This is a genomic window from Streptomyces sp. NPDC016677, assembly GCF_055562815.1.
The window spans coordinates 15,648-29,727 of record NZ_JBVHEO010000021.1 but is presented as its reverse complement, the minus strand read 5'-3'; the positions used below and the strand labels follow the sequence as shown (position 1 = coordinate 29,727).

Below are 14,080 nucleotides of genomic sequence, written 5' to 3'. Positions count from 1 at the left end.
CGGGCGGCGCGGACAGCCGGGGGGCGGGTTTTCGGATCGGACAAGGTCGGTACCTTTCGGTGCGTCCGCCGCCGGACCGGTCCGGCGGCGGGTCGTGGGGGTCGTGGCGGCAAGGGGCGGGGGACCGGGCTGCGGCCGTCGCGCCTGGTCAGCCGGTTCTCCCGGCGGGCGCCCTCTCGGGGCCGCGACCGGGGTCCGCGGGGGGCGTGTGCGGGGGCCGGCCGGCGCCGTAGCGGACGGTTCCGATGAGGAACAGGGCGGCCCCGGCCCCCTGGACGGCGATCATGATGATCAGTGGCACCCGGGTGCCGAACCGTTCGAAGGAGACGCCCACCAGCAGCAGGCCGGCGGTGCCGCCGAGCAGGGTGACGGTGGTGACGACGGCCATCGCCTCGGTCCGCAGCCGGACGGGGAGGCGCAGCAGCCGTACCGCCGTCGCCGGGCCGTTGGTCAGCCCGACGAAGATCCCCCAGACGACGAGGACCGTGCCGAAGGCCGGCGGCGGGAGGGGGAAGGCCAGCGGGACCAGCGTCACCACCTGGACGACCTTGGCCCAGGTCGCGAGCCCCGTGGCGGTGGTGCGCCGCAGGACCAGCGGGGCCAGCAGGCTGCCGGCGAGCGCGCCCGCGCCGAAGCACGCCAGCAGCACGCCCACCAGGCCCACGCCGGACCGGAAATGGAGCGTGACCAGGATGGGGAACGACGCGAGGAGCGCTTGTCCGGCGGCCTCGGTGACCATCGTGCCGACGGACCAGAACAGCAGCAGCCGGTCCCGCCGCAGGACGCCGACGGCCTCGCGGACCCTGGACCGCGCGGGGCCGTCCTGCCTCTCGTGCCCGCGGTCGGCCACCCCCCAGCCCACCAGCGCCGCGGCGACGAGGAAGCTCACCGCGTCGATCAGCAGCACGGTCGGTGCCCCGACCACCGCCACCAGCGCCGCACCGGCCGGGGGGCCGAGGACGACGGCGGTCCGGGTCGCACCGTGCAGGAGCGATCCGGAGCGGGCCAGGGCCCGTTCGTCCTCGCCCGTCACGGTGGCGAGCACGGTCTGCTGGCTGGCCATGTAGGGCGCCCAGAAGGCGCCGGTCAGGAAGACCAGCAGGAGCAGGAGCGGGAACGACAGACAGCCCAGGCCGTGCAGGACCGGCACCGCGGCGGTCAGCGGGAACCGGCACAGGTCGGAGAGGATCATCCAGCGCCGGGCCCCCACCCGGCCCGCCCAGCCGCCGCCGACGATGCCGAACAGCGCGGCCGGCAGGAAGTAGACGGCCAGGACCCAGCTCATCCGGACCACCGAACCGGTGGTGGTCAGCACGAACCAGGGCAGGGCGACGGTGTTGAGCTGGGACCCGGTCAGGGACGCCACCTCGGCCGCCAGCAGCGCCGCCACCTCCCGGCGTCCGCGGCCGGGCCCGCCGGTCACCGGCGCACCTCGACCAGGGCAGCCAACTCGCTTTCCACCGCGGCGGCGAGGCTGCCGACGTGGTCGTGCGAGAGCAGCGTCCAGTGGTCCCCGGCGGCGGGCTCGACCCGCAGGCCCGCCGGGTAGAGGGGGGCCAGCCTGTCGCGGAGCAGCGCCAGGCCGGGCGCGTCCATGCCGGTCTTGAACAGGACCGTCCGGCACCTGGCGGGGTAGGGGCGGTAGCGGAGCATGGCGCGGATGCCGGCGTTGTGGACCCGCACGAACGCGGGGCCGGGCCCCTCCCCGGCCGGAGCGCTCCGTGGGCCGCCCGCCTGCCCTTCGGCGGTGACGGCGAGCGTCTTGCCCAGGCCGGTGCCGCGGCCGAGGCCGCGGACGGTTCCGGCGCTGGCCTGGAGGTGGTACCACAGGTTGTGCGCCAGGTGCTTGGGGCGGGTGGCGACGGGCCAGCCGTGGGTGTGCGGCAGCAGCCCGTCGACCAGCAGGAGGAGCTCGACCCGTTCGCCCGCGGCCTGGAGCTGTCTGGCCATCTCGTGGGCGACCATCGCCCCGATGGACCACCCGCCGAGCACGTACGGGCCGTGCGGCCTGACCCGCCGGATCGCCGCGATGTGGTGGGAGGCCAGGTCCTGGAAGCGGTGCAGGGGACGGGTGCCGGGTTCCAGGCCGGGCGAGTCGAGCCCGTAGAAGGGCTGGTCGTCGTCGAGGAGAGCGGCCAGCTCCCGGTAGCACAGGGAGCTGCCCGCCGCCGGGGCGACGAAGAACGCCGGTGTCCTGCTCCCGGTGGTGCGGAACGGGACGAGGCCGGCCGGCGCGCGCCGCGTCGCCGCGGCCTCCGTCTGCCGGGGCAGGGCCCGGCGGACCTCTTCGAGGAGGCGTCCGTAGGTGGTCGCGGCGACGAAGTCCGCCATGGTCACCTCCGCGCCGAGCCGTTCGCGGACCTGGGTGAGGAAGTGGACGGCCATCAGGGACTCGCCGCCGAGGGCGAAGAACTCGTCCGAAGGCTCGGCGCGCGGCACACCCAGGACCTCGCACCACAGTTCCGCCAGGAGGGCCGCCGGACGGTCCTCCTGGGAGTCCCGCGCGGCCCTCGCGGGCGGGACGGCGGCCTGGGAGGTCCCGCCGGCGTCCGGGGCGCGGAGGGGTTGCGGGGCCGTGGGAAGGAGCGGGGCGGAGACCCGGACGACGTCCGGCACCCCGTCCCGGCCGATCAGCGGGGGCAGGTGCCGCAGGTGCGGGGCGTCCAGCCGGGGGAGCCGTACGTGGTGCACGGACCGCGCGCCGTGCGGGGGATCGAGCCGGGACCGGGCGGCCTCCGCGCGCCAGCCGGCGCCGGCCGGCGGGTCCTCGCTGACCCACCAGATACCGGCCCCCGGGGCGAGCGGGGCGCCGCACAGGTCCGCCAGCCGCTCCGCCGGCGGCAGCGGGTCCGTGCCGTCCGTCAGCACGACGACCGCGTCCACCGCCTCGTCGCCCGGCGCGTGTCCGGTCCCGGCGGGGAGCGGGCCGTCCGGGGCCGGGCGGCCGGGCGCGGTGGCCAGCAGCAGCGCGTGATCGGCCTGCCCGTCCTCCGGCAGGACACGGACGCCGGTGTACCCGGTGTCCTCCAGCGCCCGGCGCCAGGCGGCCTGGTCCAGGTGGATGGAGTCCTGGCGCAGGTCGTCGTCGAAGTCCCACCAGCCGGGCGACAGGCTGTTGAGCAGGTGGTTCCACAGCGGGACCTCGGTCAGCTCGACCAGGCCGAGCAGCCCGCCCGGCCGCAGCAGTCCGCCCAGGCCCCGCAGCGCCTGGCGGACCCGGGGCGCGACATGGACGACGTTGTAGCCGACGACGAGGTCGTACGTGCCGGGAGCGAGCCCCTGCTCCACCGGGTCCGCGGTGATGTCGAAGGTACCGAACCGCAGCCCGTCGAGGCCGAGTTCACGGGCCCGGGCCTCGGCCCTGCGCGCCTGCAACGGGCTGACGTCGGTGACGTGGTACTCGGCCGCGCCGCGCTCCGGCCACCGCTCCAGCAGCCGCCAGGTGAAGGTGCCGTGGCCCGCTCCGACCTCCAGCACCCGCAGCGGCGCGTCGCCGCCCGACCGCCCGGCACCCGCCGCGCGCACCGTGGCGGCCAGGGCGTCGAGGGCCGCCGACGCGTCGTACACGGCCAGTTCGTTGTCCCGCAGCCGTTCCCGCAGCAGCGTCTCCTCCCCGTCCGGCCACAGCACGGAGACGGGTTCGCGCCGCCCGTCGAGGACATCGGGGAAGGCCGCGGCGACCTCCTCCAGCATCAGCCGCAGCCCGGGCACCTCACCGAGGGACTCCCGGCGCTGCCACGCGGTCTCCGTCAGGGCCGCCGCCCCGGCGTCCACGGTGACCTCCGTGCCGGCGCGGTGCAGCCAGCCGCGGGAGACCAGGGTGCGCAGGAGGAAGTCCACCACCGCCGGGAGCCGGCCGTCCGGGTCGAGCCGCCGCCGCAGGCCGTCCTCGCCCGTGGCGGAGCCGGGCCGCAGTGCCGCCCGGTCCAGGACGAGGCGGGCGATGAGCGCGGCGCAGTAGTCGTCGAGGGCGCGGTTGAGGTCCGGGCGCCGGGACAGCCGTGGCCCCTGCTCGCTCCACGGCGTCTCGTCCACGGCCGCCGCGGTGACCGGCCCGGGCCCGGCGGTCCCCGGGAGGGCGGTGAACGCGCCGACCCGCAGTCCCGCGGCGGCCAGGGCGGCGGCGTGCCGCGCCCCCTCGCGTCCGGCGGCCACGACCGCCGCCCTCGGCGCGGTGCGCGCCGCTGCGGCCGGCCGCGGCAGCGGGCCCCGGGCCCGCGCCCACCAGTGGCCGTGGTCGTGGGCGTAGACGCGGGCGTCGGCCGACAGCGCGGGCGGCAGGGCGGGGGCGGTGCCGCTCCCCGGGTCCAGTACGTACACCGGCCGCGCACCGGGGCGGCGCGCCCGGTACTCGGCCCACGCCGCCAGGGCGCCGCCGGGCTCGGGGAACCCGATCGCGCCGGGGGCGACGACCAGCAGGTCGGTCCCGCAGCGGTCGGCCAGCCCGTCCAGGCCGTCCACGTACGCCCCGTCGACCGGTCCCTTCGCGACGACGACCATCAGGGGTGCGGCGGCGTCCCGTTCGGCGGCCGCCCGGGACGCGCCGTCCTCCTGTCCGGCCTCCAGGCGGACCGGCGGCCCGGCCGGTTCCGGACCGGCCAGCGCGGCGGCGAAACCCTCCGGGAGGGTGTCCGAGGCGTCCGCGAGGAGGACCAGGTCGTGGTGGCCGGCGGCGGCCGACGGGGTCTGTACCCAGCGCTCGTGCGTCAGCGGTTCCCCGGCCGCCGACTCCACCGCCGCGCCGCGTTCCCGTCCGGCCGGGGACGCCGGGCCGGTGGACGGCGGGGTGCAGGGGCTGGGTTCCAGCGGATGCGGGGGCAGCGCCGCCCGCCTCGCCCCCGGTTCCGCCGTGAGCTCCTCCAGCGGGACCGGCAGGCCGTGCTGCCACAGCGTCCCGAGGGCCTGCAGCAGCGCCGCCCGCTCGTCCTGGGGCTTGGGGCCGAGCAGGGTCACGGCCGCCCCGTCCGGATCCCACCGCCCGTGCCGGCGCACGCCGCGCGAGAGGGAGACCCCGGGGCCGAGTTCGATGAACACCTCGCACCCGTCGGCCAGCAGCGTGTCGAAACCGTCGGTCAGCCGCACGGTGTCGCACAAGTGCCGAGCCCAGTACTCCGGGTCCCCGAGGTCTTCGGGACCGGCCCAGGTGCCGGTGAGGTTGGAGACGACGCGGTGGGCGCCGTCGCGGGCCGGGGCGGCGGCGACCGCGGCGCGCAGGGCGGCGGTGGCGGGGTCCAGCAGCGGGGAGTGCCCCGCCCGGTCGATGTCCAGGGGCCGGGTGGTGGCGCCCTGTGCCTCCAGGGCCCGGTGCAGGGCGGCGATGTCGTCCGGCCGTCCGGACAGCACCGTGTGGTCGGTGCTGTCCGTCGCGATCCAGTACTCGCCGGTGCCCGCGGTGCGTTCCAGCAGGCGCCGGACGGTCTCGCGGTCCGCCATCACGGCGAGCATCCGGCCCTCGGGGGCCTCGCGCATGGCCCTGCCGCGTTCGTGGACGAGGGCGAGGGCGTCGGGCACCGTCCAGACGCCGGCGCAGGTGGCGGCCACGTACTCGCCGAGGCTGTGCCCCAGCATCCCCCGCGGCTCGATGCCCCAGGCCTTGAGCTGTTCCGCCAGGGAGTAGCCGACGGCGAACAGCCCCACCTGCTGGAAGCCGATGTCATGGACGCGGTCCGGGGCGGTGTCGGGAGAGAGGAGCGTGGTCAGCCGGGTGCCGAAGCCGTCCGCGGCCAGCTCCGCCACCTCGTCGAAGGTCTCCCGGAACCGGGGCAGCAGGTCGTGGGCGGCCCGGCCGGCGCCGGGGCGCAGGGTTCCCTGGCCGGGGAAGAGGAACGCGGTCCGCGCCGCCGTCCTCGCGGCGGGGGAGGGGGCGGCGTCGCGCAGCGCGGCGGCGAGTCCGGCGGGGTCGGTGGCGCGGACGGCGAGGCGGTGCGGGCGCTCGCGGCGGCCCGCGGCCAGGGTCCGCGCGACGTCGTCCATGCGCGGCGCTCCGTCCTCCTCCAGTCTGCCGGCGGTCTCCTCGCGGAGCCGTTCGAGGGCCCGCGGAGTCGCCGCGGACAGGACGAACAGGCGCGGGACGGGCCGCGCGGGCGGCCGGGGGTCCACGGCCGGGGCCTCCAGGACGGCGTGGGCGTTGGTCCCGCCGAGCCCGAAGGAGCTGACGGAGGCCAGCAGCGGACCGTCCTGCGGGAGCGGATCCGCCTGCGCGGCGATGCGGAACGGCGTCTCCTCCAGGCGCAGTTCGGGGTTGGGGCTGCGGTAGTGCAGGGTCGGGACCAACGCCCTGGCCCGCAGCATCAGCGCCGTCTTGATCAGACCGGCCACGCCGGAGGCCGCCCCGGTATGGCCGAGGTTGCTCTTCACGGAGCCGAGCCAGCAGCGCTCGGGGCGCGGGGCGTCCCCGAAGGCCGCCGCCAGCGCGGCCACCTCGACCGGGTCGCCCACCCGCGTGCCGGTGCCGTGCGCCTCCACGTAGGAGATGTCGGCCGGGTCCGCGTCGGCCTGTGCCATCGCCATGCGGATGACGTCGCGCTGCCCGGCGAAGGCGGGCGTGGTGAACCCGACCTTCTCCTCGCCGTCGTTGTTGACGGCCGAACCGCGGATGACCGCCACGATCCGGTCCCCGTCCGCCAGGGCGTCGGACAGCCGACGCAGGACGACGACGCCGACGCCGCTGCTGGTGAGCATGCCGGTGGCGGACGCGTCGAACGGGCGGCAGCGACCGTCCCGGGACAGAACGTGGCCCTCCCGGTACAGGTAGCCGCGGGTCTGCGGCAGCCACAGGGCGGCACCACCGGCCAGCGCGGCGTCGCACTCGTAGGACAGCAGGCTCTGGCAGGCCATGTGGGTGGCCACCAAGGAGGTGGAACAGGCCGTCTGCACGGTGATGGCCGGGCCGCGCAGCCCCAGCTTGTAGGCGATGCGGGTGGCCGCGTAGTCCTTCTCCCGGCCGACCATGCGCACCAGTGGGTCGCCCTCGTCCTCCGTCCGGGGGGTGCCGGCGTCGACGCCGCCGAAGACGCCGATCCACCCGGGGAAACGGCGCGGGTCGAGGGCGGCGTCGTCCAGGGCCGTCGCGGCGCATTCGAGGAAGACCCGCTGCTGCGGATCGATGCGCGCGGCGTCGGCCCGGCTGTAGCCGAAGAAGGCCCAGTCGAAGCGGTCCCCGCCGTCCAGTACGCCGCGGGCCGGCACGTACTCAGCCCGCCGTACGAGGTCGGCGTCCTCCCCGGCCGCCAGCAGTTGGCCGGAGCTGAAGCGGCTGATGCCGTCCTTGCCGTCGCGCAGCGCCGACCAGTAGGCGTCCGTGTCCGCCGCTCCGGGGAAGCGGCAGGCCATGCCGACGATCGCGATCGTCTCGTTCTCGCTCACCGGCCGTTCCCCCTGCCGCGCCCGGCGCCCGGCCGGCCCCGCCGGCCCCGGCGCGCCCGTTGCCGGAACTCGTCGTCCGAGGGGGCCCGGGACTGCGGGGAAGCGCCACTCAGGGCCGCCGCGAGGGAGCCCACCGTCGGGAACTGGAACAGGTGCCTGATCGGCAGGTCCACCCGCAGCTCCGCGCGCAGCCGGTGGTGCAGGGTGGACAGCAGCACGGAGTTGCCTCCCCGGTCGAAGAAGTTGTCCGCGGTGCCCACGTCGGGCACGGACAGCACCTCGCGCCAGACCTCGGCGATGCGGCGTTCGAGCTGGGCCGTGGACATGCCGGCGACCGTGACCACCGGTCCGCCGCGGTCGTCGTCGGCCGCCGTGGCCGCGGGAGCGGCGAGGTCCAGGGCGCCGAGCGACCGGTCCGGCGCCAGCGCGAACGCCTCCCACACCTGGCCGAGCACCCGGGCGAAGGTGTCGGCGTCGGCGGCCCCGACGCGGTCGCCGCGGTGGTTGAGGAGCACCGACAGCCGGTCCCCGGTCTGTGTGACGGCGACGGCGAGCCCGAACTTGCCGAGGGTGTCGTGGGTCTGGGCGACCTCCACCGGCTCCAGCCGGTGTCCGTGCAGCGCCGCGCCGCCGCCGGCCGGCTCCAGTGTGAGCGTCACGTCGATGTAGGGGGCCCGGTCCGGCCGGCGGGGTGGGTTGAGCCGCTCGACGACCCTCTCGAAGGGGACCCGCTGGTGCTCGAAGGCCTGCAGCACGCACTCGCGGACCTGGCGCAGCACGGCCGCGGGCGTGTCCGAACGGCCGCGCCGGCACCGGATGACCACCGTGTTCAGGCAGGGGCCGAGGACGTCCTCGAAGCCCTGCTCGCGGGTGGAGACCGGGGTGCCGAAGACGATGTCGTTCTGCCCCGTCCACCAGTACAGGGTGGTGGCCAGCGCGGCGGCGGCCACCATGTAGAGGGACACCCCGTGCTCCGCCTGGAGCGCGCGCAGACCGGTCAGGACGCCCTCGCCGAGCGGCACGGCCAGCGACCGGTGCGGCTCGGGCTCCTTCGGCACGGGCATGGGGAGGTAGACGGGTGCCTCGTGGAGGTAGCGGCTCCAGAAGTCCAGGCCGGGGCCGTCCTCGGGGGCGCCGGGCGCTGACCGGAGGGTGTCGCGGAACTGCGGCGGCCCGGCGGGCGCGGCTTCCTCGTCGCGCACCGGCGTCAGGCCGGGCAGCAGGGAGGCCACCGGACGGTCCAGGGTCTGCGGCAGCCGTTCGACCACCTCGGCCAGGCCCGCCGCGAGCTCCCGCACCGCCTGCCCCGACAGGCGGTCACCGCGGTAGGACAGGGCCGCCTCCAGGCGGCCGTCCACCACGTGCACGTTGACCGTGAGACCGAACTTGAGGTCGTCCTCCCACCGGGAGCCGACCGGCGCGGGGGTCAGCTCGGTCCCGTCCAGCGAGAGGCGGGAGCGCGCGGCGACGTTCATGTTCAGGGCGACGTCGAGGTACGGGGTGCGCCCGGGACGGCGCGGGGGCGCGAGCCGTTCGACGACCGCGTCGAACGGCGCGCCCTGGTGCTGCACCGCGTCGAGCACGGTGGAGCGCATGGCCGCGAGGAGGTCGGCGAGGGTGTCCTCGGGGGTGTGCCGGGAACGGAGCGCGACGGTGTTCACCGTGGGGCCCACCATGCGGGCGTCGCCGGTGCGGCGGTCGGAGACGAAGGTGCCGAAGGTGATGTCGTCCCTGCCGGTCCGCCGGTGCAGCAGGACGGCCAGGGCGGTCGCCATCACCATGAACCAGGACACCTTCCGCTGCCTGAGGACGTCCTTCAGACGCGCCGGCAGGTCGGCCGGCAGCGGTACCCGCACGGCGCCGTGCGGCCCCTCGGGGGCGGGGTGCTGGAGGGTCAGGGCGCTGGGGGCGCCGTCCAGGGCCCGCGCCCAGTGGTCGAGCGAAGCCGCGCCGGACGTCCGGTGGCTGTCCGCGGCGTCCTGGACGTAGGTCCGGTACTGCTTGGGCTCGGGGAGATCGGCGGTGTCCCCGGCCGCGGCCGCGTAGCAGGCGCTCAGCTCGTCCAGGAGGACGGCGGCCGACTCGCCGTCGAGGACGAGGTGGTGGCAGCAGAGGAAGAGGGCGTGCCGGGTGCCCAGGTCGAGCAGAGCCACCCGCAGCAGGCGCCCCGAGCCGACGTCGAAGCGCTGCCGGGCCGCCTGCCGGGTCCAGTCCGCCAGTCCCGCCTCCGCCAGTCCGGCCCGCCGGACCCGCGGCGCCCACGGTTCGCCGATGAGCTGCAGGAGCCGTCCGTCGTGCTCGGCGAACCGGGTGCGGAGGATCTCGTGCCGCTCCACCAGCAGCGCCAGCGCCCGCTCCAGCACGTCCGCGTCCAGCCGTCCGTCGGCCGTCCAGCACAGCGAGACGTTGTAGAGGGCGTCGGGTTCGAGGCGTTCGGCGAACCAGATGCGCTCCTGGAACCCGGACGCCGGCACCGCCGCCGCCAGTTCGTCCGCCGTCAGGGCCCGCGCGGATGCCGCCCGCGCCCCGCCGAGCCGGCTCTCGACCAGCCGGACCAGGTCCGCGAACTGCTGGTGCTCGAACAGATCACGCAGCTTCAGGCCGCAGCCCAGCCGGTCGTTGATCCGGCGGACCAGCGTGGTGACCAGCAGCGAGGTGCCGCCGGAGGAGAAGAAGGAGTCCTCCGCCCGAGGGGGACCGTCGGTGCGCAGTACGTCGGACCACATCCGGGACACCTCGGTCCGGACGGGCGACCGGTGGGCCTCCGCGCTGCCCGCGGGATTCTCCGGCAGGGCGTGGGCGGCCACCCCGGCGGCCTCGCCGTAACAGCGGTCCAGTTCGCGCAGCAGGGGCGCGGCGGACTCGCCGTCCAGGACGAGGTGGTGGAAGCAGAGGAAGAGGGCGTGCCGGGTGCCCAGGTCGAGCAGGGCCGCCCGCAGCAGGTGCCCGGACTCCAGGTCGAACGCCTCTCCCGCCGCCTGCCGAACCCAGTCCGCCAGCCCGTCCTCGCCGACACCGGCCGTCTCCACCCGCGGCGCCCAGGCCCCGCCCACCCGCTGCAGCAGCCGCCCGTCCTCCTGGACGAACCGGGTGCGCAGGATCTCGTGCCGCTCCACCAGCAGCGCCAGCGCCCGCTCCAGCACGTCCGCGTCCAGCCGTCCGTCGACCGTCCAGCACAGCGGGACGTTGTACAGGGCCGTCCCGGGTTCGAGGCGCTGCGCGAACCAGATGCGCTCCTGGAACCCGGACGCCGGGAACACGGCCGGGCCGCTCCGCGCCGTGGGGTCCGGTTGCGGCAGACGCCTCAGCAGCAGTGCGGCGAAGTCGCCGAAGCGCGAGAACTCGAAGAGGTCGCGCAGCGGGACTTGCACCCCGAAGTGCTGGTCGACCGCTTCCAGCAGGGTGTTGGCGATCAGGGAGTGCCCGCCGAGGTCGAAGAAGTCGTCGTCCTCGCCGGGCGGGTCGCAGCTCAGGGTGCGGGCCCAGATCCCGGCCAGCGCGTCGAGGTGTGCTCCGCCGACCGGGCCGGCGCCCTGCCCCTCCGGGCGTTCAGGGCCCCGCGTCCCGGTGGCCGGCGCCTCCTGCCCGGCGGGCGAGGCGGCCGGCGACGGCGCCGGGAGCCGGCGTCGCGGGTCGGCGACGATCTCCGCCAGGGTGTGGAGGTACTGCGCGGCCAGCTCCTGGACCAGCCGGGGGCCGACCGCACCCCGCGGGTCCTTCCACAGGACGCTGGTCGCGCCGCCGTCCTCCCGGACCATCGTGGTCAGCGTGTAGTCCGCCGTGCCCTCCTGGTCGAGCAGCCGCAGTGTGCACGAGGTGCCGTCGGCCTCCAAGGGGAACGCCTTGACGTCGACGTTCGCGTCGCGCGAGGCGTCCCAGAAGGCGAACACGGCCTGGTGGGACCGGTCGCGTCCGGCGCGCCCGGTGAGCCCCGCCTGCCGCTGGATGGCGGGCAGCGGCAGAGCGCCGTGCTGCTGGCAGGCGCGCACGTCGGCGCGGAGCCGGCGCAGGAAGGAGGCGTAGGTGTCGTCGCCGCCGAGGCGGTGACGGATCGGCAGGGCGTTGACGAAGAAGCCGATGCGGTCCTTCAGGTCCGGGGTGTCCCGGCCGTGGTGGGGCGCTGAGACCAGCAGGTCGTCCTGGCCGCTGACCTGGCGCAGCAGCACGAGGTAGGCGCCGTAGAGCACGGTGAACCGGCTGACGCCCAGCCCGGCCGCGCACCGGCTCACCCCCGCGGACAGCTCGGGGTCCAGGTCGCTGCGGTGCACGGTGTAGCCGGCCGGGTCGGAACCGGCCGGCAGCCGGAGGGCGGGTACGGCGTCGCCGAGGTGGCCACGCCAGAAGGCTCGCAGCTCCTCGCCCTCCGGCCCGTCGGCGTAGGCGTGCGAGCGCCGGGCGTGCGCGGCGAGCGGCTCGGGGTCCTCGGGGCCGCCCAGATCGGCCCCCGCGTAGGCCCGGCGCAGCCCGGCGAGGAGGAGCAGGATCGAGGAGCCGTCGAAGACGAGGTGGTGCACCGTGACGAGCAGCACCGTCGCGTCCTGGCCGCGCACCACGTCGACGCGGGCGAGCGGGCCCGAGTCGAGGTCGAAGGGACGTTGCCACAGGGCCCGGACGAACGCGTCCAGCGACTGGTCCGTCTTGTGCTCGGTGACCGGGATCGCCGGGGCCCCGGCCCAGGTCAGCCGGGTGACGTCGGCGTCGCGGACCACGCGGGCGCGCAGCGTCGGGTGGCGCCGGCCCAGGCGGTCCACGGCCGCCGCGAGCCGGGCGGTGTCCAGTTCGCCCTCGACGCGGAACGGGCTGGAGACGATGTGGGTGTGCTGGTCCGGATCGACCTTCCAGGAGATCCACATGGCCTCCTGGCCCACCGACAGCGGAACGCTGTCGCGCTGGGTGCGGGACGTCATCGCTCCTCCCTCACTTTCCGGCGATCAGCGAGTCGACCGCGGCGTCCGGGAGGAGCTCCGCGAACCGCTCCCCGGCGAACCAGTCGTCGGCCACCCGGGACGCGGCCGGGGAGTCCGCCGCCCGGTGCCGGCGCCACGCGTCGGCGATCCGCAGCCGGGCCTCCGCGCAGTAGACGTCCGCGAGGTCCTGGGTGGTCCCGTCCCCCTCGGTGCCCAGGGACGACGTCCGGCCCAGGACGAGGGAGACCAGCAGCAGTTCGTTGCCGATCTGCGTCAGCGGGACGAGCAGGCGCTCCCGTTCGAACAGCTCGTTCTGGTCGGGATGGCGGCGGGCCAGCGCGGCACAGGTGCGGGCGAGGGCCTTGATCTCGGTGACGGCGAACCGGAGGTGGTCCAGGTTGGCCTCGGTCAGGTCGGCCTCGTCCAGGCAGCTCAGGTCGGGCTCGGCCGACTCGATCGCGTCGATGGTGTCGGGCAGCGGGTAGTAGCACCAGAAGATGGCCTTCTGCGCCATCCAGATGTCCAGCATGAACTCGACGCCGCCGGAGATGCGCAGCCCGCGCGCCTCCCGGAAGACCCGCTCCAGCGGCACCGGCGGCACGCCGCGGCGGGCCTTGCTGACCTCGGTTTCGTACCCCTCGGCCCCGTAGAGGGACATGGTGCGCTCCACCACCCGCCAGGCCGTCATGGACGAGAGGTTCTTCGCCGCGACCTGCTCGAAGGCCGGGTTGGCCGCTGCCTGTCGCTCGGCCAGCAGGCACCACTGGACCAGCGTCTCCAGGGCGAAGACCTCGCCGAGGGTGTCGGCGGCGTTGCGCCGTATCTCGTCGTAGGACGCCAGCGGGCGTTCGTCGATCTGCCTGCGCGCGACGAACTCGCGGGCCCAGCGCAGGCAGAGCCGGCTCATCGCGAGGGAGGGGGCGCCGATGGTGTGCACGCGGCCCACGACCAGACGGCGGTACAGTTCGGGCGTCAGGCGCCGGTTGTGCTCGCCCTCGACCATCACCATGTGGGCCGGTACCCGTACGTCGTCGAAGGTGACGGCTCCCGACGGGAAGCCCTTCAGGCCCATGAAGTCGTGGTGGGCGCTGATCCGGACGCCCGGGCTGTCGGTGCTGACGAAGACCAGCCGCACGCGTTCGGCGTCGCCGTCGCGCACCGTGGCGGTCACGTTGACCATGTCGGAGATCGGGGCGTTGCCCGAGAAGACCTTGGTCCCGTTGAGGAGGTAGGCGGCGCCGCCCTCGATCGGGGTGGCGGTGGTGTAGCGCCGCTGGTTGGAGGCGCCGTGCGGTTCGGTGTCGCTGTTGCCGCTGAAGACGCCCGCGCGGGTCCGCGCCTCGATGGTGTCCCGCAGGGGGCCCGGGGGCAGCGCCGGCAGGAACGGGCCGACCCCGATGGTGTTCTGCACGGAGAGGATCTGGGCGGTGGGCATCGACCAGCTCGCCGCTGTCTCGACCACCCGGAAGGTGTTGAGGGCGGACAGCCCGAGGCCGCCCAGGGACGGGTCGACCTGGAGCCGGTCGTACCCGCCGTCCGACAGGGCCTTGAGCAGGCCGGCCGGTAACCGCCCGGTGGTGTCGACCTTGGCCGGGTCCACCCGCTCCCGCAGCAGGTCCGCGAAGCCGGCGAGGGCCGCGTCCCCGGCCGCCCGGTCCGCCGGGTCCTGGCGGGGGAACCGGCTGATGAGGTCCCACCGCAGCTCACCGCGGTACAGGTGTTCCAGGACGCTGGGTGTCTCGGCGCTGTACCAGGGGTTGCTCGGGCGCTTGTCCATCGTGCGGGGTCTCCGTTCCGGAAGGCGTGGG

The 14,080-nt window shown here is 75.7% G+C and carries 4 protein-coding genes; all 4 read right to left on the bottom strand.

The genetic code is table 11. The features are described from left to right. Positions 1-148: 148 nt before the first annotated feature. From ACZ3IG_RS33580 to ACZ3IG_RS33565, 4 genes are read right to left on the bottom strand one after another with little or no spacing between them, the layout of a single operon-like run. Positions 149-1,423: an MFS transporter gene (locus ACZ3IG_RS33580; protein WP_467436854.1), complete on the bottom strand. Its 1,275-nt coding sequence runs from the start codon at positions 1,421-1,423 to the stop codon at positions 149-151. Continuing rightward, positions 1,420-7,365 carry a type I polyketide synthase gene (locus ACZ3IG_RS33575; RefSeq protein WP_467436853.1) on the bottom strand — a complete coding sequence of 1,982 codons (5,946 nt, stop codon included), beginning with the start codon at positions 7,363-7,365 and terminating at the stop codon, positions 1,420-1,422. The genes ACZ3IG_RS33580 and ACZ3IG_RS33575 overlap by 4 nt, the downstream gene beginning before the upstream one ends. Beyond that, positions 7,362-12,272 carry a condensation domain-containing protein gene (locus tag ACZ3IG_RS33570; protein WP_467436852.1) on the bottom strand — a complete coding sequence of 1,637 codons (4,911 nt, stop codon included), beginning with the start codon at positions 12,270-12,272 and terminating at the stop codon, positions 7,362-7,364. Before ACZ3IG_RS33570 ends, ACZ3IG_RS33575 begins: the two co-directional genes overlap by 4 nt. A 10-nt stretch (positions 12,273-12,282) precedes the next feature. Continuing rightward, positions 12,283-14,049, bottom strand: a complete 1,767-nt coding sequence (locus ACZ3IG_RS33565; RefSeq protein ID WP_467436850.1) for an acyl-CoA dehydrogenase family protein — start codon at positions 14,047-14,049, stop codon at positions 12,283-12,285. Positions 14,050-14,080: the final 31 nt, after the last annotated feature.